The organism is Sphingopyxis sp., assembly GCF_034380315.1.
Lineage (GTDB): Bacteria > Pseudomonadota > Alphaproteobacteria > Sphingomonadales > Sphingomonadaceae > Sphingopyxis.
Genome location: NZ_JAXMPB010000007.1, coordinates 59,096 through 84,946, shown reverse-complemented (window position 1 = coordinate 84,946; position 25,851 = coordinate 59,096). Strand labels below are relative to the sequence as shown.

Here is a 25,851-nt window from a genome sequence, read left to right as displayed (position 1 = left end):
TCATGCAAGCCACCCCCGATACCTCGGCGCTTTCGGGGCCTTCCGCCCCCGGCGGTCAGCCTGTCGCCGGCCCCCAGGATGCGGCAACGCTGCGCCGGGCGATCACCGCCTCGGCGCTCGGCAATGCGACCGAATGGTTCGACTATGGCATCTATGCCTATGGCGTTACCTATATCTCCGCCGCGCTCTTTCCCGGCGATCTGGAGGAAGCGACGCTCTTTGCGCTCGCGACCTTTGCGATTTCCTTCCTGATCCGTCCGCTCGGCGGGCTGTTCTGGGGGCCGCTCGGCGACCGTATCGGGCGCAAGTCGGTTCTCGCGCTCACCATCCTGCTGATGGCGGGCGCCACGCTCGGGGTCGGGCTCATTCCCTCTTATGAGAGCATCGGTTTCTGGGCGCCGGCCCTGCTGATCCTGCTGCGGATGATCCAGGGTTTTTCGACCGGCGGCGAATATGGCGGCGCGGCGACCTTCATGGCCGAATATGCGCCCGATGACCGCCGCGGCTTTTTCGGCAGCTTTCTGGAGTTCGGGACGCTCGCGGGTTTTTCGCTCGGCGCGTTGCTGATGCTTGGCTTCTCGTTGCTGCTCGGCGATGCGGCGATGCATGAATGGGGGTGGCGCATTCCCTTTCTGGTTGCCGCGCCATTGGGATTGATCGGCATGTATCTGCGCGCGAAGATGGAGGACACGCCCATCTTCATCGAGGAGAGCACCGCCGCCGAAGGCCGCGCGCCCCCCGGCATCGGCGCGATCGTGCGCGAGCATTGGCGGCCGCTGCTCGTGGTCGGCGGGCTGGTCGTTGCGCTCAACGTCGTCAACTATACGCTGCTCAGCTATATGCCGACCTATCTGCAGCGCCGGATCGGCCTGTCGAACGACGAGGCGCTGGTGGTGCCGATCGTCGGCATGTTGTTCATGATGCTGTTCCTGCCCTTCGCGGGCGCGCTGTCGGACAGGGTGGGGCGAAAGCCCTTGTGGCGCTGGTCGCTGCTCGGCCTGATCGTCGCGGCGGTCCCGCTCTATATGCTCATCGGCACCGGCTTTGCCGGGGCGATCGTGGGTTTCATGCTGCTGGGCCTGTTGTACGTGCCGCAGCTTGCGACGATATCGGCGACCTTTCCCGCGATGTTTCCGACCGGCGTGCGCTTTGCGGGCTTTGCCATCGCCTATAATGTCGCGACCTCGATCTTCGGCGGCACCGCGCCCGCGATCGGCAGCGCGCTGATCAGCGCGACGGGCGATTATCTGATGCCCGCCTATTACATGATATTGGCGTGCCTCGTCGGACTGGCCGCGCTGCGTTTCATGCCCGAATGCGCGGGACGGTCGCTGCGCGAGGATCTGTTCGCGCGGCGCGGCTGACGCGCGGGGTTCAGGCGGCGACGGTCTCGCGCTGCTGCGCGAATTCGGCGGCGGCGATGAAGCGTTCGGCGTCGAGCGCGGCCATACAGCCCGAACCGGCGGCGGTGACGGCCTGGCGATAGATTTTGTCCATCACGTCGCCACAGGCGAACACGCCGGGGATGTTGGTGCGCGTCGATCCGGTTTCGACCGCGATATAGCCTTCATCGTCGAGGGTCAGGCTGCCGCGGAACAGGTCGGTCGCGGGCGAATGGCCGATCGCGACAAAGGCGCCCTCGGCCGCGATGTGGGATGTTTCGCCGGTCACCGTATCGCGCAGGTCCACACCGACCAGTCCGGCCGGATCGCCGCCCTCGACGAAACGGTCCACCGCCTTGTTCCAGGCGACGCTGATGTGGGGGTGGGCGAGCAAGCGTTCCTGAAGGATGCGCTCGGCGCGCAGGCTGTCGCGGCGGTGGATCAACGTCACGTCCTGGCTGTGGTTGGTCATGAAGATCGCTTCCTCGACCGCGGTATTGCCGCCGCCGATCACCACCACCTTCTTGTCGCGAAAGAAAAATCCGTCGCAGGTCGCGCACGCCGACACGCCGCGTCCCTGCAATTGCTCCTCGCTCTCCAGCCCCAGCCATTTGGCCGACGCGCCCGTCGCGATGATCAGCGTGTCGCCTTCATAAATGGTGCCGCCGTCGCCGGTCAGGCGAAAGGGGCGCTGCGACAGATCGACCGATGCAATCTGGTCCATCATCATCCGTGCGCCGACATGTTCGGCCTGCGCACGCATTTCTTCCATCAACCACGGGCCCTGGATCGCGCTGCGAAAACCGGGATAATTTTCGACATCGGTGGTGATGGTCAGCTGGCCGCCCGGTTGATAACCTTCGACCACGATCGGCGACAGGCCGGCGCGCGCGGCATAGATGGCGGCGGTCAATCCGGCGGGGCCGGAACCGAGGATCAGAACGCGGGTCGAATGGGTTGCGGTCATGCTGGTCGGGCCCCTGTTTTTCGCTACGGAATGCGGCTGTCCATAGGGCGTGCGAGGGGGTGGGCCATGGCCGCGATGCCGAAGTTGCGCAGCCCGCAACGCGCGCGGTCAGCGCGCGGGGGGAATCGGATATTTCATCCGCGAGCGCAGCAGGCGCGAGCATTTTTCGGCCGACAGCAGCAGCTCGCGGGTGTGCTCGCCCAGCGAGGTATCGAGCTCCGATGTCGGCAACATGATCGCGATGGCGGCGACCAGTTCGGCGTTCTGGTTGAAAACCGGCGCGGCGATGGCGGCATAGCCAAGACCGTATTTGTCGCGGTCCCAGCAATAATAGTTGCGCTGGATATCGGCGACCTGGCGCATGAATTGTGCTTCATTCTCCACCCGGAAATCGGGTTCGCGCGCCTGCAGTTCGGCGAGCTGTGCCTGGCGCTGTTCGCGCTGTTGAAAGGCGTAACAGACGCGCGCGGTCGGCGAATGGGGCAGGCTCAGTACCAGGCCGATCTTGACGTCGATGCGGATCGCCGATTGCGCCGGGATGCAATTGACGACGATCGCGTCGCCGCCCGCAGGGGCGCAAAGCAGCACCGTGCGATTGATCCGGGCGCCAAGCTGTTGCAGCGGCTCTTCGAGCGTCTTGGCGAAATCGAGCCGCGCCGACGCGATCTGGCCCCAGCGCATCACGCGCCAGCCAAGCTGGAAACCGCGGCCGCTGGGGTTGCGCATCACCAGCCCCAGCGATTCCAGATTGGCCAGATGACGCGACGCCCGCGATTTGGTCATGCCCAGCGTCGCGGCGGTGTGCTGGACGCCCACCGGCTGTTCGCTTTCGGCGAGGAAATCGATAATGGCCGACGCCGTCGCTACCGCCTCGATCTTGGCGGAGGTGGCTTGCGGTGCGCGGCGGCGAACGTCCCTGGTATCCATCTGCATCACTCTAGGATTTGTTGCGCTCTATGCAACTGCGAAGTTGATCTGTTGCGAGAAATGACATGCTTGACCGCTCAACCGGCGATGAAGGGCGTTTCCGCCAGTCGATCGATAAAATCCTCGCATCGTGCGAGCTGATCGAGGGTGAGATATTCGTCGGGCTGATGCGCCTGTGCGATCGAGCCGGGGCCGCAGATGATCGTCGGGATCGCGGCTTCCTGAAACAGCCCCGCTTCGGACCCGAAGGCAACATGGCCGGGGGCTGCGTTGCTGAGGGCGGCTCGCTGGACATGGCGAACCAGCGGGGCTTCGGGGTCGATTGCAAATCCGGGAACGCGGCCCAGTTTTTCGATGCGGATCGCGGCGTCGGGCGCGATGCGGCGCATCGCGGGAACCAGCTCGCGTTCGGCATAGTCCCTGATCTCGGCGATCAACGCATCACTGCTCGTCGTGGGCAGGGTGCGCATGTCGAAACGAAAGCTGCAATGGCGCGGCACGATATTGCTCGCCTGGCCGCCTTCGATCACGCCGGTCTGCATGGTCGAAAAGGGAATTTCATAACCGGGATGGCGGGGCTCTTCGCGTTCCAGCCGCTCGGCGATCTCACGGATGCGGACGATCATCCGTGCCGCATATTCGATGGCATTGACCCCGTGGGGAGCCAGCGAACTGTGGACTTCGCGGCCTTCGACCGAACAGCGCCAGGCGGTGCCGTCCTTGTGCCCGACGATCACATTCATGTCGGTCGGCTCGCCGACGATACAGCCGGCGGGGCGCACCCCTTGTTCGATCAGGTCGGCGATCAGATGGCCGACGCCCTTGCATCCGACCTCTTCGTCAAATGACAGGGCGATGTGAAATGGCGTGCCATTTTCTCGCGCCGCCAGCATCGGCACTTTCGCAAGCACCGCGGCGACGAAACCCTTCATGTCACAGGTGCCGCGGCCGTAAAGGCGGCCGTCGCGTTCGGTCAGTGCAAAGGGGTCGGTCGCCCACGCCTGTCCGGCGACCGGAACGACATCGCTATGCCCCGACAGCAACAGGCCGCCGTCGCCGGTGCCGATGGTCGCGAATAAATTCGCTTTGTTGCCCTCGGCATTGTGGCTCAGGCGGCTGGCGATGCCATGCCCAGCCAGATAGTCGCGAACCCAGTGGATCAGCTCCAGATTGGAATCGCGGCTGACCGTTGGAAAGGCCACCAGCCGGCCGAGCATCGCAACCGTCGTGTCGGACGGGCGGCGGCTGGTGGCCTCCGGCATCAGCGGACCTTGCGGCCGTGGACATGCTTCCACGGCGATGCGGTCGTTTCCAGATTCATCGGAACCTCGATCAGCACCGGACCGTCGGCGGCCTTGGCCTCTTCCAGCGCGGCGCGCAGGCCCTCGGGGCCTTCGGCACGGATGCCGACGGCGCCGAAATTGCGCGCCAGTTCGACGAAATCGGGGTTGTGCAGGTGCGACGCGATGACGCGGCCTGCATATTTGTTGGTCTGGATGCGGCGCACATTACCGAAGTTTCCGTCGGCAAAGACGATCGCGATCAGCGGGATGTTGTGCAGCACCGCGCTCGCCAGTTCGGGCATGGTGTACATGAAGCCGCCGTCGCCGTTCACCGAAATGACGCGGCGCTTGCCCGCGCCGACCTGCGCACCCAGCGCGGTGGCATAGCCATAGCCGAGCGTGCCCTGATAGCTGGAGCAGACATAGGTGCGCGGTTCATAGATCGGCAGGGCGTAACGCGCAGCGTAACCCACCTGCGTCATCTCGTCGACGAAGATATCGTCTTCGGCCATCGCCTCGCGAATGACGTCGAGATAGCCGACCTGCGGCTGGATATCGCGCTCGACCTCGTCGCGGAACGCCTGCTTGATCGCCTGGAAATCCGCAACGCGCGAGGGGCGCTGGATGCCGCGGGCGGCCAGTTCGGCGGTCAATGCGGCGGTCGCGTCGGCGGCGTCGGCGCAAATGCCCAGCGTCGGCGGTGCGATACGGGTGATTTCGGCCTGATCAAGGTCGATGCGCAATACCTTCAGTGCATCGTCCATGCCCCATTCGCGAAGCTGGGTCAGGCGGGTGCCGATGCCGATCGCCAGATCCACCTCTGCCCAATGGGGCAGGGCGGCGGCGGCGGGCATCGCATAATCATCGTCGGCGCGCAGCGTGCCGCGGCCCATGTGGCGGCTGACGACTGGCGCCTGAAGCAATTCGGCGAGCGCGCGGATTTCTTCGCGGGCGCCGAGGGCGCCCGAACCGACGACGATCATCGGATTCTTGGCATCGGCGCACAGCGCGGCGGCGCGGGCGATCTGCTCGGGGTCGAGCAGCGGATTGGCGAGCGAGGGCAGGGCCTCGGGATAGGCCATCATCGCGGTCTGCGCCAGAATGTCGGGCGGCACTTCCAGCGAGACGGGCTGCGGGCGTCCCGTCAGCAACTGACGGAAGGCTTCGTCGAGCAGCGCGGGGATTTCGCTGGCACAGGTGGCGCGGGCGCTCCACTTCGACAGGTTGCGGAGCAGGCCGGTCTGGTCGTTGATTTCATGCAGTGCGCCATAACGGCGGTCGATCAGCGCGCTCTGCACCGTGCTGGTCAGGCACAGGACGCGGGCGTTACAGGCATAGGCGGTCGACAGGGCGGCGCCCGCGTTCAGCACGCCGGGGCCGGGGACGACGGCGCACACGCCGGGCTTGCCCGTCACCATCGCATAGCCGAGCGCCATATAGGCGGCGCCCTGTTCGTGGCGGGTGTGGTACAGGCGAATGTCACCGCCGCCGCGCGACAGTCCATCGAAAAACTCGTCGAGCTGAACGCCCGGAACGCCGAAAACCGTGTCGACGCCCCAACGGTGCAGGCCGGCGACGAGTGCGTCGCCGCCCGTCATGCGCTTCGCCTGGTTCGAATCGCTTGCTTCCATCTTCACTACGGTGGCCATGCCGCCCCTTTCTGTCGATTGCATAGTTTGTAACGTATAACGAGACTCTGTTACGAATTGTGTTCCAAAATGCAAGACGATTCTTTGCGGGAATCGTCCTGCATGGTTCGGAAGCTCAGTTCGCGGTGGCGGGTTTCGCGGCCTCTTCGCGTACCGGTCGGAAGGCCGGCCGGATCGTCAGGGTCAGCACGCCGGCAACCAGTGCAGACACAATGAAGATCGCGAAGGGCAGGTGATAGGAACCCGTCGCATCATACAGATATCCCGCCAGCGCCGGGCCGATCGCGCTACCCGCCATGAAAAAGGTCGTCAGGACCGCGATGGCGCGTGCCATCGCGCGCGGACCAAAGACATGTTTTGCCAGAATGGGCACGTTGATCATCATGCCGCCCTGGGTGGGACCATACACAAAGGCAAACAAAAGCAGGGTCGCGGTTCCGGCGATGGGGAAGGTCATGGCGACCCCGGCGGCGACGATGAACCAGCAAAAGGCGACGCCGCGAACCGAGAAGCGATCGAACAGCCAGCCATAGCCGGCCTTGCCGATATTGCTCATGACCATCACCGCCGAAAAGCCGATGGCGGCCACTCCGGCGCCCAGGTGGACGTCGCGGTCGAGATAGATGACGAGGTGGGTCGACATGCCGTGATCGACCATGCCGATCAGCACGTTGATGATCGCGGCGGTGATGAACAGCCGGCTAAAGCGGATGTCGGCAAAGCTCGGGGCGTCCGGATTGTCCAGCGTTGCCTGCTGTACGGCGGCCGCGGTCTGCTCGGCGCTGCGCTCGCGGGCGCGCCAGATGAAAAAGGGCAGGGCGACGACCCAGATGCCCAGGCTCATGATCGCGCAGGTCATGCGCCATCCGTAATCCTCGGTCAAAAGGGTGGTGACATAAGGAACGATCACGCCCGCGACGCTGGTTCCCATCAGCGCGATGCCGATCGCCAGCCCCTGGTTGCGGGAGAACCATTGCGACACCAGGATCTTCATCGCGGTGGTCACGCCCAGCGCGCTGATGCCCAGGAAGATGCCGACCGCGTACAGCATCAGCAGGCTGTCGACCATCACCATCATCAACAGCGCGATGCCCGATAGGATAGAGCAAAGGATAGTAACCGGCCGAACCCCGAATCGCTCCACCAGCGGACCGGTCAGATAGGCGGCGATTGCTCCGGCGCCGAATTTGAGCGAGCTCAGCAATGCGACATCGCCGCGCGACCAACCTGTCTCGTCGATAATGGGCCCATAGAGGACGGGCATCATGATGGCCGGAATGCCCAGAACTGCGAAGAATATCAGGAAGGCGCAGGCGACATTCCATTTGCCGTCCCTGTCTTCACCGCTTGCGTCCATGCCTATCGTCGCCACCCTTTTTCTCCATGTTCTGGCCCCGCCCAGATCGGGCTGTCCGGCCTCTTTATAATGTGTCGGGGCAAATCAAACACGAATGAAGCGTCACGTCAATTGGGATGCTGTATCGCAATTCGATACAGGAAACATTGTGGGCGTCGCGAATCGCCATTCGGTCTCGGCATTTTATGTCCTTGCCGAAACTGCTGGGACATCCGTCATGGTCACGGTGGGCGCGGCTGTTTGCCGGCATGCGGCTTTGTTGGGGATAGGAATATGGCGATTGCTCTCATAAGACGGGGCATCGACCTCATCCTCAAAGCCCGTGCGACGTGACAAATTTGCCCGTTTTCATCCGGTTGCAAGACCAAGTATCGCCTAGTGCAACTTGGCTTCATCGCCTGTTTTCCGACCCTCTCCGCTTTTGTATCACGCTATGCGAGACAAAAATGCAAAATGCGAGACACGCAAGGGAGGACTGCATGGCCTACGAAAAAAATAAGCGATTGGGTAGCGGGCGTAAGTTGATTGCCGGGCTGCTGACGAGCGGCGCGCTTCTTTGGCCGACGCTCGGTCACGCGCAGGACGCGGGCGACGCCGCCCAGGCGAGCGAGCATCATGGAATTCAGGACATCGTGGTCACTGCTCGCCGTCAGGAAGAGCGGTTGCAGACAACACCGCTCGCGATCACCGCTCTGGGTGAATCCGAACTGCAGGCAAAGAATGTGTCGAGCCTGCTCGATGTCGGCAGCATTGCGCCGAACGTACTCGTCGGCAGCCAGTCGACCACCGGTGCTCAGAATGGCGGCTTCTTTATCCGCGGTTTTGGGCAGGACCGCTCGGGCATCACCTTTGACCAGGCGGTCGGCCTCTATGTCGACGACGTCTTCTACAGCCGCAGCGACAACACGCTGATCAACATCGTCGACGTCGAGCGCATCGAAGTTCTGCGCGGTCCGCAGGGCACGCTTTATGGCAAGAACACGATCGGCGGCGCCATCCGCTATATTTCGCGCAAGCCCGGCCCCGACTTCGGCGGCTATGTCGACGCCACTGTCGGCAGCTTCGATCGCCTCGACCTGAAGGCAGTGGTCAATGTGCCGCTGAGCGACAATGTCTTTGCCAAGGCCACCTTCGGCTCGCTCGAACGCGACGGCTTTATCAAGCATGTCATCGACAACAAGCGCGATGGCGACGAAAATACGCGCGTCGGCCGCCTCGAACTTCGTTTCCTGGCCGGCGACAATGTCACCATCGACCTCGAAGCCAACAAGATCCGCACCCGCACGCGCGGTCGCGGCTTCATCATCGACAAGATCAGCCCGAATGCGCTGTTTTCGCGGACCACACAGACGAAGCTCGGCATCGTCTATGACGACACCTATCTCAGCCCGGACAATCGTACGCTCTATGGCGGCACCGACACGGGTTATGATTATGACGGCCACGGCCTGTCGGGCGTCGTCACCGTCGATCTGTCCGATACCATCTCGCTGAAGTCGGTAACGGCCTATCTGCACGCCAATGTGCTGATCGATTCGGACTGGGATGGTACGCCGATCCCGCTCTACGACATTTCCTATGATCGCAAGATCGAGCAGTTCTCTCAGGAATTGCAGCTTTCCGGAACGCTGTTCGACGATCGTCTGAAGTTCGTCAGTGGCCTCTACTACATGCAGGAAACGCCCAGCGACAAACGGGTCCAGTCGACGACCTTTGACTCGCAGTTCCCGATTCCGCGCCTGCTGATCGACAACCACAAGGTCGACAGCTACGCCGCCTTCTTCCAGGGCACCTACAAGTGGACCGACAAGCTTTCGACCACATTGGGGCTGCGTTACAGCAAGGACACCAAATCGGGTCGCGCTCGCAACCTGACGCCGCGTCCGGATGGCACGCCTTATCCGAACGGCATTCTCGAAGGCCGCGACAAGCAAAGCTGGGACAATTTCTCGCCGCGTATCAGCGTCGAATATCAGTGGTCGCCCGATGTCATGACCTATGCGTCGTGGGCGCGTGGTTTCCGCAGCGGCGGTTTCAACGAAAACCTGCTGTCGACGGAGCCCGGCACCGGACTCAGCTATCGTGGCCGCATCCAGCCGTTCCTCGCTTACGACCCCGAAACGGTCGACACCTATGAAATCGGCATTCGTTCGGATCCGCTGGACATCCTGCGGTTCAACCTGACCGGTTTCTACAGCAAGTATCGCGACCAGCAGCTCAGCGCGTTCGATGCCGCACAGAACATCACCTACATCCAGAATGTCGGTAAATCGGTGTTCAAGGGCTTTGAACTGGAATCGACGCTCGCTGTGACCGATTGGCTGCGTGTGCAGGGAACGCTCGGCTACCTCGATGCGCAGTACAAGAGCATCGGTGCGGCGCAGGGGCTGACCACCAACAGCCGCGTTCTCCGCGCGCCGAAGTGGAACTATACGATCGGCGCTCAGCTTCGTCAGCCTGTGGGTGACGGCGAAGTCGTCGCGAACATCGACTATAACTATCGGTCGACCCAGGGCACGACGTCGAGCGACGGCAACACCGTCATCCTCGATCCCTATGGCCTGCTGACCGCGCGCATCCAGTACAATGCGCCGGACAACAAGTGGAGCATCGCGGCCTTCGCCACCAACCTGGCGGACAAGGATTATTTCATCGGCGGCATCGACTTTGCAACGCCCAACACCATCGGCATGCGCCAGATGGACGTCGGACGTCCGCGCGAGTTCGGTATCAATCTCCGCTACAACTTCTAATCTCCGACCGGACGGCCGTTTCTCCCACAGAGCGGCCGCCCCTGAAGGGCCCGTGCCGTCGCAGGACGCGCGGGCTCTTTTGCGTGAAGAGGGGGCGGTGGCGGCGAACCGGATGGCTGCGCAGGATCCGTGTCGTACGCAAAGAAAAAGGCCCCGACCTTGTTGGTCGGGGCCTTTTGTCCAAGCCAAAGAGCCTGGCGGCTTAGGTCGCGGGAAGCGACTGGTTCAGCCAGTTGACGAGTTGGGATTCGATGAGCGCGCCTGATCTCCGGGCAATTTCCTGTCCCTGGTGAAACAGGACCAGTGTCGGCGATGCGCGGACGCCCAACCGGGCCGCAGCTTCAGGAATATCTTCCTGATTGGCGAACAACAGCGAAAAGGCTTCGGGGTCGCGTGCATGAATGCGTTCCAGCCCGGCGCCGACCATTTTGCATGGGCCGCATCCATGTGCCCAGATGTCGACCAGAACTGGACCTGCGGCTTTCAGAACTCGTTCTTCGAAATCGGCGTCGTGAATGTTCATGGCGTCGTTCCTCTGAATAAGCGCTCGCGACGACCGCCGGGCCGCCGCGAGCTGCGATGGGGCGTCAGGCGTGCTTGCCGGGTTCCCATCCCTGGCCGCCAAGAATGCGGCTGGTCGCTTCGACCGCGACGTCTTCGGCCTGGGTTGCCAGTGTTTCATTCCAGCAGTTGAGCCAGCCGAACAGGCAGATGCACGCCACGATTTCGATGACTTCGCCTTCATCGAAATACTTCAGCAACTCGTCAATATCCTCCTTGGAGGTTTCGTTGGGAAGTTGCCCCGCCTTGAAAGCGACGCGGATGGCGGCGCGCTCGGCATCGCTGAACAGGTCGCTCGTTTCAAACTCCCACAGGGCCTGAATCTTCTCATCGGATGCGCCATAACGGTTCGACAGGTTGGTCATGTGCGACTGGCAATAACGGCATCCCGATGCCAGGCTGCGCGCAAGCGTCAGCAGCATCTTCAACTGGCCGTCGACCGTGCCTTCGTACATCACGACATTGTTCAGCTTGGTATAGGCTTTCAGGATATTCGGGCGGCGCGCCATCGTGCGCGCGGCGTTGACGACGAAGCCCCGCTTCTTGATTCCTTCCTTCCACGCCGCCAGGATTTCTTCATCCTGCACTTCGTCGAGTTCCAGCGGTCTGAGATGTGCCATTGCCTTTCAGTCTCCCTTTCATAATATGGCCCGCGACGTGCGGATCGGCGCAGCTTGGGCTGCCACCTGCCTGTTCGCCAATATCGCACAATTCAATCCGCCTGTCTCGTTTTGCGAGATTAAGTCGCGTATTTTGCAACATTGATGTGGATGACTTTGGCGTTCAACCTTGGCCTTTGCAAGCTGGCTTGCGAAAATTCTGTATCACATAACGAAACGCTGTAACGCAAATTGTTGATAGGGCCGTCGAGGGATGATAGCTGACCCTGCTCGCCAAGGAGGCGTCGGGCACCTCGACGCATGGGTGGGGGCTGTGATTTTCGCCGACCGGCGAGCGGCTGGCGAAGGCAGGAGGGGCTATGACAAGTGGTTTCGATGCTTTGCCCGGCGCAAGTCGTCGTGGCTTCCTGACTGGCGCTGTGGCTGGGGCCGCGCTGGCTGCGGGCGTCAGCGGCGCACAGGGGCGCTCCCATGGCGATGCCCCGGCTCAGGTCGAAGGGGGCGGTGCCAAAGAGGGAGTGGCCGCGCGCCCGGTTATCGCCTTGCTGGTGCATCCCGCGATGGTGCTGCAGGACTTGGTTGGTCCCTTAACCGTTTTCAACATGATGCGTGCCGATATTCATCTGGTGTGGAGGGATTTGGCGCCGGTTTCCAACGACCTTGGTATATTCGTGACGCCGACTACGCGCTTCGCCGACTGTCCGCATGATCTGGACATATTGTTCGTGCCCGGCGGGCTGGAAGGCTCCATTGCGATGATGGGCGATGCCGACGTGCTGTCCTTCCTTGCCGATCGCGGCGGGCGGGCGCGATATGTGACGAGCGACTGTACCGGGTCGTTGGTATTGGGGGCGGCTGGGCTGCTTCGTGGCTATCGCGCGACGAGCCATTGGACCGTGCGCGACGAACTCGCGCTGTTCGGGGCGATCCCGTCGGCCGATCGCGTGGTCCAGGATCGCAATCGTCTGACGGGCGGCGGCGTCACGGCGGGGATCGATTTCGGCCTGACGCTTGCTGCGCTGATCCGGGGCGAGGAGGCCGCCCAGCGTATCCAGCTTGTTATCGAATATGCACCGGCGCCGCCCTTCGACGCTGGAACGCCGGAAACCGCGCCGCCCGCGATCCGCGAGGCGGTGGAGGCCGCGCGCCGGCCTGCGGTGCTGCGGGCGCGGGCACAGGCGGCGGCGGTCGTAGCGGGATGGGCCGCCGGTGGCGGCGGTGCCTCGGTTCAATGACGCGCGGCGCTACGTTTCTTTTGGGTGAGAGGGTGTGATGAGCAATTTGGGACGCAATGCGCCGCAGTATATGCCGGGTTTCGGCAATGATTTCGAAAGCGAGGCTTTGCCGGGCGCGCTGCCGCAGGGGCAAAATTCGCCTCAGAAATGCGCCTATGGTCTCTATGCCGAACAATTGTCGGGCACCGCCTTTACGGCGCCGCGCGGGCAGAATGAGCGAAGCTGGTGCTACCGTATCCGTCCCAGCGTCAAGCATGTCGGACGGTTCCAGGAAATCGAGGTGCCGCATTGGAAATCGGCGCCGCATATTGTTCCCGGCGTCGCAAGCTTGGGGCAATATCGTTGGGACCCGGTGCCGCACGCAGATATACCGCTGACCTGGATCAACGGGATGCGGACCGTGACGACGGCGGGCGACGTCAATACCCAGACAGGAATGGCCAGCCACATATATTGCGTCACGCAATCGATGGTCGACGAATATTTCTGCTCGGCCGACGGCGAACTGCTGGTGGTGCCGCAGGAAGGGCGCCTGCGTTTCGCCACCGAATTGGGCATCATCGATATCGAGCCGAGCGAGATCGCGATCCTGCCGCGCGGGCTGGTGTATCGGGTCGAGGTGCTCGACGGGCCGTGCCGCGGCTTCGTTTGCGAAAATTACGGACAGAAGTTCGATCTTCCGAACCGAGGTCCGATCGGCGCCAACTGCCTGGCCAACCCCCGCGATTTCAAGACGCCGGTCGCGGCCTTCGAAGATCGGCAGGCACCGTCCACGCTGACGATGAAGTGGTGCGGCCAATTTCACCGGACGGCTATCGGTCACAGTCCGCTCGATGTGGTCGCGTGGCACGGCAATTACGCTCCGTGCAAATATGATCTCAAGACCTATAGCCCGGTCGGCGCGATCCTGTTCGATCATCCCGACCCGTCGATCTTTACCGTGCTGACGGCACCGTCGGGTATCGAAGGCACGGCCAACATCGATTTCGTGCTGTTTCGTGAGCGCTGGCTGGTCGCGGAGCACAGTTTTCGCCCGCCTTGGTATCACAAGAATGTGATGTCCGAACTGATGGGCAATATTTACGGCGAGTATGACGCCAAGCCCAACGGCTTTGCCCCCGGCGCCATGAGCCTGCACAATTGCATGTTGCCCCATGGCCCCGATCTTGATGCGTTCGAAGGGGCCAGCAACGCCGAGCTCAAGCCGCAAAAGCTGGAAAACACGATGAGTTTCATGTTCGAAACTCGCTTTCCGCAGCATTTGACCGAATGGGCTGCCCAAGAGGCGCCGATGCAGGCGGACTATACCGAATGCTGGGCCGGTCTCGACCGCCAGTTCGATGGCAGCCCAAATCCGGGCGAGCCGTTGCGGATCTAGGCGAAGCGCGATTTTCAAGGAGAAACGATATGGCGCTGATGCGCTCCTGGCTGGAAAGCGCCAATGCGCCCGGCTGTGCTTTCCCGCTCAATAATCTGCCGTGCGGTGTGTTCGGCCGCGATGGAGAGGCGCCGCGTTGCGGCGTCGCGATCGGCGACCAGATTGTCGACATGGCGGCGGCGGAGTCGGCGGGGCTGGTGCAGCTGGCCGACGCGCCGCTGTTTGGCGCGCCGTCGTGGAACGCGGTGATGGAGGCCGGGCCGGCGACGTGGCGGGCGATGCGGGCGCGGCTGGCGGAGCTGCTGGGCGAAGGAACTGCCGAACGCGCGGCGGTCGCCGACTATCTGGTCCCGCAGGATGGCGCGCAAATGTACATGCCGTTCCGCGTTGCGGGTTTCACTGATTTCTATGCAAGCCGCCAGCACGCCTTCAACGTCGGCACGATGTTTCGGGGCCCCGAAAATGCGCTTCCACCCAACTGGCTGCATATCCCCATCGGCTATAATGGCCGCTCCTCGTCGGTTATGGTGTCGGGCGGCGAGGTTCGACGGCCGTGGGGACAGGTGAAAGGCCCCGACGATGAAGCTCCACGCTTTGCTCCTTCTGCGCGCTTCGACATCGAACTGGAACTCGGTGCGGTCGTTGGCCAGGCGTCGAGCGGGCCGGTAACGGTGGCAGAGGCCGATGCGATGATCTTTGGCTATGTGCTGCTCAACGACTGGTCGGCACGCGACATTCAGGCATGGGAATATCAGCCGCTGGGCCCGTTTCAGGGCAAGGCGACCGCGACGACGATCGGGTCGTGGATCGTGATGAAGGACGCGCTGGAACCTTTCCGCGTGGCGACGCCGGAGCGGGAGAAGCCGTTGCTCTCCTATCTCGCGGAGCCGGGGCCGATGCTTTATGACATCGCGCTCGACGTAGCGCTGACGCCCAAGGATGGGGCGGAAACCGTCATCAGCCGTACCAACTATCGCACCATGTATTATTCGGCCGCGCAACAACTGGCGCATCACACGACTGCTGGTTGCCGGATGGATGTCGGCGATCTTCTGGGGACCGGAACCATCTCCGGCGCGGAGGCGGGCAGCTTCGGCAGCCTGCTTGAGATGAGCTGGGGGGGCAAGCAGCCTGTGTCGCTCTCGGACGGCGGCGTGCGCAGCTTTGTCGAGGACGGCGATACGCTGGACCTTCGTGGCCGCTGCATCGGGGATGGATATGAGATTGGCTTTGGCGAATGTCGCGCCCGTGTGCTGCCCGCGCTAACCGATCCATACGCGCGCTGAAGGGCTTCAGGTGATGGGGAAGCAGCAACAGGTCGCGGCGCTGAAAGCCCTATTTGGCGACGATGTCATACTCGACAGCGCGGAGGATTGCGAAACCTATCGCCGGGATATCACCGGGCGCTGGCCTGCTCACGCCATCGCGGTCGCGCGACCGCGCGATACGGCGGAGGCTGCGGCAATCGTTCGGCAGGCGGTCGAGCAGGGGCTGGCGATCGTGCCGCAAGGGGGGAATACCGGCCTCGTTGGCGGCTGTGCAGCGCCGGCCGAGCGCCCGGCGTTACTGCTGTCGCTGCGGCGAATGAACCGTGTCCGCCTGATCGACACCGACGCGGCAGTGATCGTCGTCGAGGCGGGCTGCATTCTCGCCGACGTGCAGGCGGCTGCCGCCGACCGGGGCTTTGCGATCCCGCTCGGTCTGGGATCGGAGGGGAGTGCGACGATCGGCGGATTGGTATCAACCAACGCCGGCGGCGTGCGCGCGCTGCGCCATGGCGTGATGCGAGCGCAAGTTTTCGGTCTGGAAGCCGTTCTGCCCGACGGGCGCGTTTGGGACGGGCTGCGCCGCGTTGCCAAAAATAACATGGGTTACGACCTGAAACAGTTGTTCATCGGCGGGGAAGGGACGCTTGGCGTCGTTACGGCGGTGGCGCTTCGCATGGTGCCGGCGTGGCGTCAGGTCGAGACGGCCTGGCTGGCTGTCGAGAGTCCGGCGGCGGCGCTGAGCTTGCTCCATCGGCTGCGTGCGTCGCTAGGTGATCTGGTTGTGGCCTTTGAACTGGTACAGCGGCGGGGGTGCGAATGGGCGCTGCGTCGCAATCCGGCGTTGCGCATGCCTGACATGGGCGAACATGGATGGTTCGTGCTGGCCGAATTTGCTTCTTCCGCAAGCGATCATCCGATCCGCGCGGCGGTCGAGCAGGCGATTGCCGACGGTTTTGACGGCGGGCTGGTCCAGGACGGCACGCTGGCGGAAAATGAAACGCAGCGCCGTGAACTTTGGCGCATCCGCGAAACGGTGGTCGAGGGCAAGATCGCTCAGAAACCATCGGTCAGCGTCGATGTGGCGGTCCCGTTGGGGCAGGTGCCAGCATTCATCGACCGTGCCACCGCGGTGGCGGATCACCTGTTGCCGGGCAGCGAGTGCCTGAGCGTCGGGCATATCGGTGACGGCAATATTCATTTTTCGGTTCATCGCGGGGCCAATGTTCCCGCATCGCTTACAGCGGCTGGTCAATCGATCAGCGAGGCTATCGAAACGGTGGTGCTCGGCCTTGGTGGGTCGATCTGTGCCGAACATGGCGTCGGGCGCAGCATGCGGGATTCGGTGGCCAATGCGGTGAGCGATGTCGAACGCGATCTTTTTCGCGCCGTGAAGCGCGTGTTCGACCCCGCCAATCGGATGAATCCCGGAGCGCTCGTCCAAATCGATGACCAGGATGGCGGTGGCGGAGGGTGATTTCGCCATTGCCAGCCAAAGCGCTATTGTAACGTATTGCACTACGCTGTATCGTATAACGGAACAGATGGAGAGATTATGTTTGCTGAGCTTCCCGAACCGCCGGTGGATCCCATTCTCGGGCTCGCCCAACTGCTTGCGAGCGATTTGAGTCCCGACAAGGTCGATCTGGGTATCGGCATCTACAATGACGAAAATGGCGACGCCCCGGTGCTCGACTGCGTCAAGGCGGCCGAACGCTGGTTGGTCGAGAACCAGTCGAGCAAGCGCTACCTGTCGTCGGCGGGCCACCCCGAATATAATGACCATACGCGGGCGCTGCTGTTCGGCGAGGGAAGTGATGCCCATCAGCGCAGCCGGACCATCCAGGCTCCCGGCGGGACCGGCGCATTGCGTCTGGCTTCGGACCTGATCAAGCGCCTCCGTCCCGGCGGGCGCATTTTCTTGCCTGGTCCGACCTGGCCGAACCATCCGGTCCTTTTGAAGGCCAGTGGGCACGAACTGGTAGTCTATCCCTATTATGATCTTGCCAGCGGCGCGCTGCGCTTTGACGAAATGATGGCATGTCTGGCAGACATGACCAGCGCCGACACCTTGCTCGTTCACGGCTGTTGCCACAACCCGACCGGGGCGGATCTCAGCCTGGATCAGTGGAATGCCGTCGCGGATCTGGTGTCGAAAACCGGCGCCGGGGTACTTGTCGATCTGGCCTATCTGGGGCTCGGCGACGGGATCGATGCCGACGCCGCCGGTATCCGCCTGCTCGCGGAAAAGCTGCCGGAAATGATCGTCGCCAGTTCCTATTCCAAGAATTTCGCCGTTTACCGCGAACGGGTCGGCGCGCTTACGCTTGTCGGCGCCAATGCCAAGGATGCGGCACTGGCACACGCCCATACGCTGCCCGTGGCGCGTACTCTCTATTCGATGCCGCCGGATCACGGCGCAGCGGTGGTGGCCCGCGTGCTTGGCGATGCCGATCTGCGCCGCGGCTGGGAAATCGAGCTGCGTACGATGCGGGAACGGATCAACGCCATGCGTGCGCGCCTTTCATCGCGGCTCGCGGGACAGAGCAGCCGGGACTATGGCTTCATCGCTCGCCAGCGTGGCATGTTTACCATGCTGGGGATCACGCCCGAGGGTGTCGAGCAACTGCGCCGTGATCACCATGTCTATGTGACCAGCTCCGGGCGCGTGAACATCGCCGGTCTCAACAGCAACAACGTCGACCGCGTTGCCGACGCCATCGCGTCCGTCAGCCAGGACTGAGGAGAATATCATCATGGCAAAGCCATTTGCATCATCGGCCGATACGGCCGAAAAAAAGGAGACGCTCGAGGTTCTGGCCGACGGCGTTTATGCGCTGACCGCAGAGGGTGATCCCAATGTGGGCGCTGTGGAAGGCGAGGATTTCATCGTCTGTATCGAGGCGCGGGCAACCCCCGCCGCCGCGCGCGACTGGCTGGTGGAACTGCGCAAGCATACGCAAAAGCCCGTGCGCTATCTCATCCTCACTCACTATCATGCGGTGCGCGTGCTCGGTGCGAGCGCCTTCGAAGCCGAAGATATCATCATGAGCGAGGCGACTGCGGCGCTGGTCGAGGAGCGTGGCGAACAGGATTGGGCGAGCGAGTTCGGCCGTATGCCGCGCCTGTTCAAGCAGCCCGAGGAAATCCCTGGTCTGACGCGGCCGACGATCACCTTTGCCGATCATCATGTCATCGAACTGGGGGGTGATCGTGGTCGCCTCGAGCTGCAATTTTGCGGTCGCGGTCATACCGAAGGCGACATCGCGGTCTGGCATGAAAAGAGCGGTACGTTGTTCGCGGGCGACCTGGTCGAAGCGCAGGCTGCGCTTTACACCGGTGATGCCTTTCATTTCGACTGGGCATCGGACACGCTCGATCGGGTGAAGGCGTTCAACGCCGAGCATCTGGTCGGCGGACGGGGCGCTGTTGCCAACGGTCGCGCCGAAGTCGACGCGGCAGTCGAGCAGACCCGCGAATTTCTGAACGGCATGATCGAGCATGTCGGGGCCGCCCACAAGCGTGGCGGCACGCTGAAGGACGCGTTCGAGGCAACCCACACCGCGCTCGCGCCCAAATTCGGGCATTGGCCGATTTTTGAACATTGCTTGCCGTTCAACGTCCAGCGCCTGTGGGACGAATTCGACGGGATCGAGCGTCCGCGCATCTGGACGATGGAGCGCGACCGTGAGGTCTGGGACCAGTTGCAGGGCTGATCGGTCATGGCCAACGTCGCGAACATCCCCGTATGGCGAGAGGTCGGTGCTACACCGCATCCCGGTATTCCGGTGCAGACCGCGCCTGTCGTCATCGTCGGTGCCGGTCCCATCGGGCTGTCCATGGCCCTTGATCTTGGGCGTCGGGGACATCCGGTTGTTGTTCTTTCCCAGCTCGACTTTGTCGCAGCGGGTTCGAAGGCGATCTGTTTCGCCAAGCGCTCGCTCGACATTTTCGACCGGTTGGGTGTCGGCGACGCGATGGTCGACCAGGGGGTGATCTGGAACGTCGGCAAGGTGTTCTGGGGCGACCGCGAGGATCCGGTTTTCCAGTTCGACATGCTGCCGGTGAAAAATCAGAAGCGCCCCGGCTTTATCAATATCCAGCAATATCATGTCGAAGACCGGCTGATCGAAGCGCTTGCAGCGCTGCCGAATGTGGATCTGCGCTGGGGGCATCGAATGGAGGCCGTCGAGGCGACGGCCGACGGCGCCAACGTCGCGGTGGCAACGGCAGAGGGGCGTTATACCATCGATGCCGACTGGGTCATCGCTTGCGATGGCAGCCGTTCGGCGGTGCGCGATGCACTCGGGCTCGATTTCGAAGGCCGCGTGTTCGAAGATAATTTCCTTATCGCCGACGTGAAGATGAAGGGCGAGCGGCCGTCCGAGCGCTGGTTCTGGTTCGATCCGCCATTCAATCCTGGCCAATCGGCGCTGATGCACAAACAGCCCGATGATGTCTGGCGGCTCGACTTCCAGTTGGGCTGGAACATCGACCGCGAAGCGGCGGTGAAGCCGGAAAACGTCGATCCGCTGGTTCGCGCAATGCTCGGCGATGACGTCGAATATGAACAGGAATGGTATAGCGTCTATACCTTCCAATGCCGCCGCATGGCGCGTTTTGTCCATGGCCGGGTGATCTTCGCGGGCGACAGCGCGCACCTCGTTTCGCCCTTTGGCGCGCGGGGTTGTAACGGCGGGCTGGCCGATGTCGACAATCTGGGCTGGAAGCTTGACCTGATCCTGAAGGGAGAGGCCGGTGCGGCGCTCCTCGAAAGCTATGACGCCGAAGCGACGGCGATTGCGGACGAGAATATCCTCAATTCCAGCCGTTCGACCGATTTCATGACGCCGAAATCAGCCGCCAGCAGCGCTTATCGCGATGCCGTGCTCGAACTGGCCAGCGAGCTGCCATTTGCGCGGCCGTTCGTCAATTCGGGGCGCCTGTCGACGGCGGTGGCCTTGCCCGACAGCCCGCTGAACACGCCCGACGTCGATGTCTGGTTTGATGACGGCGTGGCGCCCGGCTTCCCGGCGCTCGATGCGCCGCTCGGAGGCGACTGGTTGCTCGAAAGTCTGGGCGCCGGCTTCACGCTGCTCGCCGACGGTTGGGCAGGGGATGCGCAGGGTTTCGCGGTGATCAATGTGGGCGCCGACGATGATGTTCTGCGCGCCCGCTATGCCATCGAACCCGGCACCGCCTATCTGATCCGGCCCGATCACTATGTCTGTGCTCGCTGGCGGGGCCCTGACGCGGATGCGATCCGCGCGGCGATCGCGCGGGCCAAGGGGAATTGATGATGGCGAGCCTGATTACCGATCCCAATATCGCTGGTATCGACGACATCTATGAACGCTTGATTGCGTTGCATGCGGGGGCTTCGGCCGACGAAAGCCTGAAGCTCGCGGCCCGGCTGAACCTTATCCTGATCAACCATATCGGCGATCCGTCGGTGGTTGCCGAGGCGATCGCCGCGGCCGGAAAACGGCGGAGCGAACCGATCACCTGACGGCAAGCTTCGCGATTGCGGGCTCTGTCGGCAATGGGAGGCGCGGGCAAGGGTCCGCGGCCTCCTTTTGTCGTTATGGGGCGGCGGATCGGCGGGCTGCGAGCATCGCCAGAATTGCTCCGATCGTTGTTGCGATATGTGCAACTATGGATGGGCCTTGTTGCGTATAGCGTTCCAGATAGTCAGATACGTCTCATAAATTAGGGAGGCGCATTGTGAGGGCTGAACAAAATCAACGCTTCACACAGGTTGGACCGGGCACGCCTATGGGCGAGTTGCTCCGTCGCTATTGGCATCCGTTTGCCGCGGTTGCGGAGCTCGATGAAACGGGGATCAAGCCCGTTCGGCTTCTTGGTGAAGATCTGGTCGCGTTCAAGTCGAAAAACGGCGAATATGGCTTGATCGACCGTCAGTGCCCGCACCGGCGGGCGGACATGGCGAATGGCATCATCGAAGAGGATGGTCTGCGCTGCAGCTATCATGGCTGGTGCTTTGCTGGGTCGGGGCAGTGCCTTGAACAGCCGTTCGAGGATGTCGCCAATCCGCGCGCCCGTTTTCGGGACAAGATTCGGACCAAGGCCTACCCGGTAGAGGCGAAGGCAGGGATGCTCTGGGCCTATATGGGGCCGCAGCCCGCGCCGCTTGTCCCGAACTGGGAGCCTTTCACCTGGGCCAACGGATTTCAGCAGGTCGTCTTTGCCGACGTTCCGTGCAACTGGTTCCAGTGCCAGGAAAACAGCTGCGATCCCGTGCATTTCGAATGGATGCACCGTAACTGGTCGTCGGTGCTCGGGGGCGATGGCAGCTATGGCCCGACCCATCTCGAGCTTGCCTTCGACGAATTTGAGTTCGGTCACATCTATCGCCGCGTTCGCGAGGATACCGACAAGGACAGCCAGCACTGGACGGTCGGGGCGACCGCCTTGTGGCCCAACGCCTTTTTCCTCGGCGATCACATCGAATGGCGCATTCCCGTCGATGACGAGAACACGCTTTCGATCACCTGGATGTTTCACCGCGTCCCGGTCGATCGCGAACCCTATGTCCAGAAACGCATTCCGTACTGGACGGGCCCCGTGAAGGACGAGCAGGGCAATTGGATCACCAGCCATGTGCTCAACCAGGATATCGTGGCCTGGGCCGGGCAGGGCGTCATTGCCGACCGTACCAAGGAGCATCTGGGCAAGAGCGACATGGGCATTGTGATGATGCGCAAGAGCTTCGAGGCCAACATGCGGATCGTCGAGGAAGGCAGTGGCGATCCCAAGGGCGTCATCCGCGATGCCGAGCGCAACACGTGCATCGAAATGCCGATCAAGCATCGTGAGCTGTTCACCAACTCGATGACGCTCGAGGAAAGCCGCCAGCTTGGCGACCGGTTGCAGTACCGGATCAACCGTCCCGACTATCAGCATCAGGTCGGCCAGCCCGAAGCGGTGAAGCGCGAATATCAGATCGCAATGGGGATGATCCCCGAAGACGCGACCGAAACCATCTAACTGACAATATTCTACAAGGAGTGGACGGCCATGAAGCTGGGAATGATACGACATGAGGGCAAGCCGCTGGTGATCGCCCGCGTTGATGGCGACCAGGCGGTCGCGATTGATGCCTATCGCTGGATGGAAGAACTGATCGAGGCCGAGGCCGCCGGTCTGGACGCTGCGAACGAGGCGATCATCGCCGCAAAGGCCGGACGCCTTCCGGTTATCGACGTGTCCAATGCCGACTGGATGCCGCCGAATCCGCGTCCGTCAAAGATTCTTGGCTGTGCGGTCAACAATAACAATCTGAATAACAAGGCGATGAAGCCGATGACCGCCCCGATGTTCTTCATCAAGGGACGTTCGGCGCTGACCGGCCACAACAAGACGATCGACATTCTGAAGGATCATGGCCCTTCGATTCCCGAACCCGAACCCGTCGTCGTGTTCGGCAAGAAGGCGAAGAATGTCGCGCCCGAAGATGCGCTCGACTATGTCTTCGGCTACACGCTCACCAACGACGTGACGGCGAGCGGCGTGAAGTTCACGCAGGATTCGATCGCGCTCAAGCAGACTGCCGATATCGTCAAGCCCCACCACACCGCCTGGCGCCCCAAGTTCGAGGGCGAAGATACCTGGCTGCTCTTCATCTATCACTCGAAGTCGAAGGCAGCGGACACCTTTGCGGCGATGGGCCCGTGGTTGACCACGAAGGACGAGATTGCCGATCCGAACAAATTGATCGTCCGCGGTTATATCGGCGACGAATGCTATGCCGACGATTCGACCGCCAACTATTTCTTCTCGGTCGAGCGGGTGATCGCAGAAGCGTCGAAATGGTTCACGATGGAACCGGGCGACTGCATCCACACCGGCACGGCTTCCAAGGGTACCGAAAAGCACCCGCGCGGGAACATCGGCACCTATTTGAACCAGTATGACGGCTATCTGACCGATGTTGAGGTCGAGGGTCTCGGCCGTCTGTCGAACCGCATCAATCTGGAGAAGTGATCATGTCGGGGCCGGTTATCGACGTTCACACCCACATGCTCAGCGAGGAGTGGGTGGCCATGATCCGCGAGCACGGCGGACCCAAATATGAGGTGAAGCCGACCAAGGCCGGACAGGAATCGGTTTATCTGGGCGGCAATCCCTTTGTCACCTTGATGCCCGGCATGTTCGACTATGACCTGCGCATCGCCAATATGGACAAGGCGGGGGTCGACGTGGCGATCGTGTCGCTGACCTGCCCCAACGTCTATTGGGGAGGCGAAGAGGTCAGCAACGCGGCGGCTGTCGCGATGAACGATCTGATGGCGTATCAGCAGAGCCGCTATCCCGACCGGCTTCGCTACTTCGCTTCGCTGCCCTGGCAATATGCCGATCGGGCGGTTTCCGAGCTGGAACGTGCGGTAAAGGGCGGCGCGGTCGGTGTGTTCGTTTCGGCGAACATCGATGGCGAAAGCCTGACCGCACCGCAGTTCGCGCCGGTTTGGGAGGCGATCGACCGGCTTGCCTTGCCGGTCCTTGTCCATCCGACGGCGCCGCAGGGCTCGGCCCAGCTGCAACTCGACGAATATGGGCTGGTGCCTCCGGTCGGTTTCATGATCGACACCACGCTGGCCATCTCGCGGATGATTTTCGACGGCTTCTTCGACCGCTATGAAAAGCTCGGTATCATCGCCGGTCACGGCGGCGCCACCTTGCCCTATCTGGCGGGACGCCTCGATCGTTGCCACGAAATGATCCCGGCCTGTTCGGAAAAGATCAGCGACAAGCCTTCCACCTATTTGCGCAAAATCTATTATGACAGTGTCGTATATGAAAAGTCGGCGCTCGAACTGTGCATCGAGGTTGCGGGCGGGCCCGATCGCCTGATGTATGGTTCGGATTATCCGCACAACATCGGCGACATGGAAGGTTGTCTGGCGCGGGTGAATTCGCTCGATGCCGGCACGGCGCGCCAGATCAAGAGCACCACGGCGGAGAAGCTGTTCAGACTATGACGACACCATCGCTGATCATCGACGGAAGGGCGCAGGCAACCGCCGCGACCTTCCCGGTTGTCAATCCCGCGACCGGCGAAGCCTTTGCGCACGCGCCGCTTGCCAGCCGCGACGACCTTGAAAACGCCGTGGCGGCGGCACGGCGCGCCTTCCCGGCCTGGGCGGCGACCGCGATCGACGACCGCGCCAAGGTTATCGAAGCGATCGCCGATGCGATCGAAGCCGACAAGGAGGCGCTGGCCGCCCTGCTTTCACTGGAGCAGGGCAAGCCGCGGCACGGCGGTGCGGCGGGAGAGATCAACGGATCGATCGGCTGGGCGCGTGCCACGGCGAAACTGCGTCCGGCGGTCGAGGTCGTTCAGGATGATGAGGCGATGCGGGTTGAAATCCGCCGCAAGCCGCTGGGTGTCGTCGGGTCGATAACGCCGTGGAATTTCCCGGTGATGATTGCGGTCTGGCACATCATTCCCGCGCTCCTGTCGGGCAATACGGTGGTGATGAAGCCGTCCTCCTACACGCCGCTTTCGGCGCTGCGCCTGATCGAGATCATGGCGGCGCATCTGCCGGCCGGGGTCATCAATTCGGTGACGGGCGAAGGCGACATCGGGCGTGCGATGTCGGAGCATCCGGGAATCGACAAGATCGTCTTTACCGGCTCGACCCCGACCGGGCGTTCGATCATGGCGAGCGGTGCAGCCAATCTGAAGCGGTTGACGCTCGAACTAGGCGGCAACGACGCCGCGATCGTTCTTGCCGATGCGGATGTCGACAAGGTCGCACCCAAGCTTTTCCAAAAGGCTTTTGGAAACAGCGGGCAGATTTGCGCAGCGGTAAAGCGCATCTATGTTCACGACAGCCTGCACGATGCGCTGGCTGGCAAGATGGCCGAGCTGGCGCGCGCCGCCGTGGTCGGACCGGGTGACGATCCGGCAACCCAATATGGCCCTGTACAGAACCGGGCGCAGTTCGATCTGGTGCGCAGTCTTGCCGACGATGCCCGCGCTCGGGGCGGGCGGTTTCTGGCGGGCGGCGAGCCGCTCGATCGACCGGGCTATTTCTTCCCCTTGTCGGTCGTGGTCGATGTCACCGACGGCGACCGTATTGTGGATGAAGAACAGTTCGGCCCGATTGTGCCGCTGATCCGTTTCACCGATCCCGAAGATGCGCTGGCGCGTGCCAATGCGAACGAGAACGGCCTCGGCGGATCGGTCTGGTCGTCGGATGCCGACGCGGCGGCGGAGCTTGCCCTGCGTCTGGAAACCGGCACGGCATGGGTCAACGACCATGCCGTCATCTCGCCCGATGTGCCCTTTGGCGGGGCGAAGCAGTCGGGCATCGGCGCCGAGTTCGGCCTCCACGGACTCGAGGAATATATGCAGCTTCAGACGGTGCGCGTGAACAAGGTCTAGCGCGCGGCCAACGGTCCCCCGTCGCTTCCGACCGGCTGCGACGGGGGCCGCACCCTCTCGATAAAA

At 62.6% G+C, this 25,851-nt stretch carries 21 protein-coding genes; 14 read left to right on the top strand and 7 right to left on the bottom strand.

The annotated features are described in order from the left end of the window. Positions 1-2: 2 nt before the first annotated feature. A complete protein-coding gene (locus U0S50_RS13715) occupies positions 3-1,364 on the top strand; it encodes an MFS transporter (protein ID WP_322309329.1) in 1,362 nt (453 codons plus the stop codon). Positions 1,365-1,374: 10 nt separating this feature from the next. Here the strand turns inward: U0S50_RS13715 and trxB are convergent, their stop codons facing one another. The 5 genes from trxB to U0S50_RS13690 form a co-directional block, all read right to left on the bottom strand. After that, positions 1,375-2,349: a thioredoxin-disulfide reductase gene (gene trxB, locus U0S50_RS13710; RefSeq protein WP_322309328.1), complete on the bottom strand. Its 975-nt coding sequence runs from the start codon at positions 2,347-2,349 to the stop codon at positions 1,375-1,377. Positions 2,350-2,457: 108 nt separating this feature from the next. Beyond that, a complete protein-coding gene (locus U0S50_RS13705) occupies positions 2,458-3,276 on the bottom strand; it encodes an IclR family transcriptional regulator (protein WP_322309327.1) in 819 nt (272 codons plus the stop codon). A 77-nt stretch (positions 3,277-3,353) separates the two neighbouring features. Further along, on the bottom strand, positions 3,354-4,538 hold the full coding sequence (argE, locus tag U0S50_RS13700; protein WP_322309326.1) for an acetylornithine deacetylase: 1,185 nt from the start codon (positions 4,536-4,538) through the stop codon (positions 3,354-3,356). Continuing rightward, positions 4,538-6,208, bottom strand: a complete 1,671-nt coding sequence (locus U0S50_RS13695) for a thiamine pyrophosphate-binding protein (RefSeq protein WP_322309325.1) — start codon at positions 6,206-6,208, stop codon at positions 4,538-4,540. Before U0S50_RS13695 ends, argE begins: the two co-directional genes overlap by 1 nt. Positions 6,209-6,323: 115 nt before the next feature. Continuing rightward, positions 6,324-7,580 carry an MFS transporter gene (locus U0S50_RS13690; protein WP_322309324.1) on the bottom strand — a complete coding sequence of 419 codons (1,257 nt, stop codon included), beginning with the start codon at positions 7,578-7,580 and terminating at the stop codon, positions 6,324-6,326. A gap of 464 nt (positions 7,581-8,044) precedes the next feature. Between U0S50_RS13690 and U0S50_RS13685 the strand changes: the two genes are divergently transcribed. Then, on the top strand, positions 8,045-10,318 hold the full coding sequence (locus U0S50_RS13685; RefSeq protein WP_322309323.1) for a TonB-dependent receptor: 2,274 nt from the start codon (positions 8,045-8,047) through the stop codon (positions 10,316-10,318). A gap of 202 nt (positions 10,319-10,520) precedes the next feature. On the opposite strand, the gene U0S50_RS13680 is transcribed toward U0S50_RS13685, so the two are convergent. Both U0S50_RS13680 and U0S50_RS13675 read right to left on the bottom strand, forming a co-directional pair. Next, positions 10,521-10,841, bottom strand: coding sequence for a thioredoxin family protein (locus tag U0S50_RS13680; protein WP_322309322.1), 321 nt, complete (start codon positions 10,839-10,841; stop codon positions 10,521-10,523). A 64-nt stretch (positions 10,842-10,905) separates the two neighbouring features. After that, the gene (locus tag U0S50_RS13675; protein WP_322309321.1) at positions 10,906-11,499 is read right to left on the bottom strand and encodes a carboxymuconolactone decarboxylase family protein; all 594 of its coding nucleotides are present in this window, start codon (positions 11,497-11,499) and stop codon (positions 10,906-10,908) included. 359 nt (positions 11,500-11,858) lie between these two features. On the opposite strand from U0S50_RS13675, the gene U0S50_RS13670 reads away from it, so the two are divergent. The 12 genes from U0S50_RS13670 to U0S50_RS13615 all read left to right on the top strand — a co-directional run bounded on the left by U0S50_RS13670 (position 11,859) and on the right by U0S50_RS13615 (position 25,785). Further along, complete coding sequence (locus tag U0S50_RS13670) at positions 11,859-12,734, top strand: DJ-1/PfpI family protein (protein ID WP_322309320.1); 876 nt, start codon at positions 11,859-11,861, stop codon at positions 12,732-12,734. A 37-nt stretch (positions 12,735-12,771) separates the two neighbouring features. Then, positions 12,772-14,112, top strand: coding sequence for a homogentisate 1,2-dioxygenase (hmgA, locus tag U0S50_RS13665; RefSeq protein ID WP_322309319.1), 1,341 nt, complete (start codon positions 12,772-12,774; stop codon positions 14,110-14,112). A 29-nt stretch (positions 14,113-14,141) separates the two neighbouring features. Next, entirely contained in the window at positions 14,142-15,398 is a 1,257-nt protein-coding gene (gene fahA / locus U0S50_RS13660) for a fumarylacetoacetase (RefSeq protein ID WP_322309318.1), read from the top strand. A 13-nt stretch (positions 15,399-15,411) separates the two neighbouring features. Next, positions 15,412-16,854, top strand: coding sequence for an FAD-binding oxidoreductase (locus U0S50_RS13655; protein ID WP_322309449.1), 1,443 nt, complete (start codon positions 15,412-15,414; stop codon positions 16,852-16,854). Between the two features lie 78 nt (positions 16,855-16,932). Beyond that, positions 16,933-18,120 (top strand): amino acid aminotransferase, encoded by a 1,188-nt coding sequence (locus U0S50_RS13650; protein WP_322309317.1) that lies wholly within the window; start codon positions 16,933-16,935, stop codon positions 18,118-18,120. A gap of 13 nt (positions 18,121-18,133) precedes the next feature. Continuing rightward, positions 18,134-19,093, top strand: a complete 960-nt coding sequence (locus tag U0S50_RS13645; RefSeq protein WP_322309316.1) for an MBL fold metallo-hydrolase — start codon at positions 18,134-18,136, stop codon at positions 19,091-19,093. Between the two features lie 6 nt (positions 19,094-19,099). Then, positions 19,100-20,674 (top strand): FAD-dependent oxidoreductase, encoded by a 1,575-nt coding sequence (locus U0S50_RS13640; RefSeq protein ID WP_322309315.1) that lies wholly within the window; start codon positions 19,100-19,102, stop codon positions 20,672-20,674. Continuing rightward, a complete protein-coding gene (locus U0S50_RS13635) occupies positions 20,674-20,886 on the top strand; it encodes a DUF2783 domain-containing protein (RefSeq protein ID WP_322309314.1) in 213 nt (70 codons plus the stop codon). Before U0S50_RS13640 ends, U0S50_RS13635 begins: the two co-directional genes overlap by 1 nt. A 266-nt stretch (positions 20,887-21,152) precedes the next feature. After that, positions 21,153-22,385: an aromatic ring-hydroxylating dioxygenase subunit alpha gene (locus U0S50_RS13630; protein ID WP_322309313.1), complete on the top strand. Its 1,233-nt coding sequence runs from the start codon at positions 21,153-21,155 to the stop codon at positions 22,383-22,385. 30 nt (positions 22,386-22,415) lie between these two features. Further along, a complete protein-coding gene (locus tag U0S50_RS13625; protein ID WP_322309312.1) occupies positions 22,416-23,381 on the top strand; it encodes a fumarylacetoacetate hydrolase family protein in 966 nt (321 codons plus the stop codon). A 2-nt stretch (positions 23,382-23,383) separates the two neighbouring features. Further along, positions 23,384-24,376 carry an amidohydrolase family protein gene (locus tag U0S50_RS13620; RefSeq protein ID WP_322309311.1) on the top strand — a complete coding sequence of 331 codons (993 nt, stop codon included), beginning with the start codon at positions 23,384-23,386 and terminating at the stop codon, positions 24,374-24,376. Beyond that, positions 24,373-25,785, top strand: a complete 1,413-nt coding sequence (locus U0S50_RS13615; protein ID WP_322309310.1) for an aldehyde dehydrogenase family protein — start codon at positions 24,373-24,375, stop codon at positions 25,783-25,785. The genes U0S50_RS13620 and U0S50_RS13615 overlap by 4 nt, the downstream gene beginning before the upstream one ends. The last annotated feature ends 66 nt before the right edge of the window (positions 25,786-25,851 follow it).